Raw genomic sequence first — 2,967 nt, forward strand, 5'->3', positions numbered from 1 at the left:
TTTTTGTTTTGCAACATCAGTGTGACGCGGGACGCCCTTGTTCTGAAACACCAATCCGAGGTTACGCAATGCCGCGAAACCGACGCACCTCAATCAACCGTCAAACTGCGCCCTGAAGAGACCACACCCTGACGACATTCGGAAGTTCTGCGACAAACTTATGCAGGCGAAGCAGGATGAGTTCGTTACTCACGAAATGAGGTGTAACGTTCACTATAAAAAGCGGGAGTTCGCCAAGGCGGCAACGGCGATGACCAGCGCGTTTCTTGAAACACGCGAATACTGGAGGCTCGAATCTTCGTTGACTACTGCATTGCGGTGTTGCATAGACGGCAATGACGACGAGGCATTTGAAGAGCTATTCAGCTCGATTGAGACTCATGAGGCATTGGATAGTATTGGTGGACTATTGAACAACGTTTCACTTACGCTTATTGAGAAAAAACTGTATGGCCATGCGAAGAGAGTACTACAACTTGCCACAAAGAACGACAATGAGAGCGACAAAACCATCGCCTACATAAATCTCTGCCAAGTAAAACTTCACAGTGGCAAGAAGCTAACGAAAGCTGACATTGCCAAGCTCGAGGAGTACCAGGAGCATAGTTCTCGTCATCGTGTTTGCTGCCTTGTGCTTTTGCAGCGTTTCGATGAGGTCATTGCCGTAGTTGCAGGCGATGAACATTTCAACGCTTCTTCGAGACGCAGGTTCGTTCACGAATTTGTTTCTTGGCCATTGTTTTCGCTGATACCCCAAGACAAACAGACTGAGCTAAGAGTGCATCTCGCGCCACCGAAGGCATTCGGTGGGCCACGCGAGCGGAAGAGAACGGATGCCCATTAGGATTTCCCGATCAAGCTTAGGGCCTTCGTTTTGCTTTCCTCATTAGCTGCACTTTAGGTGAGTTGTGAGGATAAGAGTTTTCGTCAGGCGGCCAAGAATAGTAGGCGTTCAAGTCGGTCGCGGATTTTTGCTTGGTCGGCGGCGTTTTGCAGATCGCTCAAAAATTCACTTCGCAGCATTTCGCGGGCAATTCGCCTGCGACGATCAGCATGCGACGGACGACGAGATGGATTGTCCCACGGACGGTCGCGACGATCAACCAATTGTTCCGCAGTCTCGTCCCAACATGCCAACTCGACCAGCCCGTACAGCCAGCCACAGAGGTTCCAACAGCCGATGCTCGACCAGACGTTTCGAACTTGCTGCTCACCGGCGCCCCAGACTTCTTTGACATCGTGAAACTGTTCCTCGATTGCCCAGCGGTCCGACACCAACTGCAAAATCGCATCGACGCTCATGGCCGGCTCAGTGCTGATGTATGCAGCCCAATTGCCTCGCGCATGTTCCACCAACACCACACGCACTGCGCCACCAACGACATGGCTAGTCGCCAAGAACGTTTTGTAACGACCTTCGGCCATCACACCGCGGCACGCATAGCAAATGGTTTGCCAACCGTCACGATGACACGCACGTTTGGCCAAACTGATGCGATTCTTTCCATACTTGCGAGGCCGACCCCGTCGACCCGCATTGTTCACCGGAACATCAAACAACTTCGCATCACGACGAAGCCGAGTTACCACCACCACGCCTTCGGCCATCAACGGTCGGATCAATTCGGCAGCCGCGTAGGCGCCATCAAACACAACGGCGATACCAGCCTTGCTGCCCGAGGCTCGAAGCAGTCCGATCACATGGTGCAACAATTCCAAAGCGAGCTGGTGCTTGGTGCGAAATTCCCAGCCATAACGCTCCTTCAGCTTGTCGATGTCGATCTTACGAACGTACAGAAGAGACCGCAGCGGCAGGGCGATGACACCGAAAATCGGATGGCTCAACAGCATCGCCAAGCAGACCCAGTTGTGACCGTAGAGCCAGTCTCCGTCGCCTGGCCCTGGTGTCGGGTTGTGATGAATGTTGGCCGCTTCGACACAGGGACCGAAACGCTTGGTCGGCGAGTCGTCGATCGCCATCTTCCAGAAGCCGCCTTCACCAGGATCAAACTGCTTGAGTACGACGATCAGTATTGGCAGCATCAACTCGCTGGCGTTCTTCCCGATCGACTGGAGCAGATCGTAGAATCGATCCCAGTCCTCCTTGACACCCGCGCAGCGAAACCAACTTGCCGCCGTACGGCGACCGCCGGCGAGCATCGCACCCGCGATCACGATGGGCAATCGAAAGGCCATGCGACTGTCGAGCAACCGGCTCATTGCGGCGGCCATGTTAGCAACGGTTCCGGTGAGTGGGACATTGGCACCGACCGTGTACTGTCGATTCGGATTGTGCTTGCCGAGTCGTTTCCGTTTGTCGTGCCGAGACGGCTTGGACTTGCCTGCATGTTGAGGTTGTGGCGGGCGACCCTTGGGATTACGATTTGCCATCCTTGGCTCCGTGGTGACTGGTGTGGTGTGAGAACCTCCATTCTCCACGCGAGCCTTTTTTGTGGCTATATCAATCCCAAAGCGACGAACGTTCCCCTAAAGTGCAGTCATTAGTGAACGCGGTTTTCTCCGCTGTTTCGTGGAGCTATCAGAACCAGATATGTGCCGTACGCGTTTTATGAGGATGCCGTTCAATGTTCAGTCTAGCTTGCGTAATGAACGATAGAAAACAAACAGCCACGGAAGCGAGATAGCGACACTGCAGCCGGCGACGATGAGCCACTTGGCTAGCACCCACCAAGCAAAGCGTTCTTTCGAGTTGTCGATGCGGTCGCGGATTGGGCGACGTTCCCATCGTTTGAGATTGCTCCAGGGGTTGAGGTCGTCGTCGAACAAGAAAAGGCTCCAGGACTCAAATTTAGTTTCGTTGAGAGCATGCGTTCGCTGCTCCGGTGGCCGACACCGGAAACTCCGGCTTCATCGACCAGAGCTAAGTTTTACTATTGTTAAGGTCGCCAGCGAATGTCATGCACCGCGAAGGGCTCGATCCCAAACGCTGCCCAAGTCGCTGGCTTC

General features: G+C 54.0%; 3 protein-coding genes. 1 reads left to right on the forward strand and 2 read right to left on the reverse strand.

Annotation, left to right across the window (positions count from 1 at the left end):
• Window positions 1-160: 160 nt before the first annotated feature.
• Window positions 161-844 carry a hypothetical protein gene (locus Poly51_RS30120; protein ID WP_146462659.1) on the forward strand — a complete coding sequence of 228 codons (684 nt, stop codon included), beginning with the start codon at window positions 161-163 and terminating at the stop codon, window positions 842-844.
• A gap of 83 nt (window positions 845-927) precedes the next feature.
• On the opposite strand, the gene Poly51_RS30125 is transcribed toward Poly51_RS30120, so the two are convergent.
• Both Poly51_RS30125 and Poly51_RS30130 read right to left on the reverse strand, forming a co-directional pair.
• Window positions 928-2,391, reverse strand: coding sequence for an IS701 family transposase (locus tag Poly51_RS30125; protein ID WP_146462660.1), 1,464 nt, complete (start codon window positions 2,389-2,391; stop codon window positions 928-930).
• Window positions 2,392-2,589: 198 nt separating this feature from the next.
• Window positions 2,590-2,787 carry a hypothetical protein gene (locus Poly51_RS30130; protein ID WP_146462661.1) on the reverse strand — a complete coding sequence of 66 codons (198 nt, stop codon included), beginning with the start codon at window positions 2,785-2,787 and terminating at the stop codon, window positions 2,590-2,592.
• Window positions 2,788-2,967 lie beyond the last annotated feature (180 nt).

This window comes from Rubripirellula tenax (genome assembly GCF_007860125.1).
GTDB classification, from domain to species: Bacteria; Planctomycetota; Planctomycetia; order Pirellulales; family Pirellulaceae; genus Rubripirellula; species Rubripirellula tenax.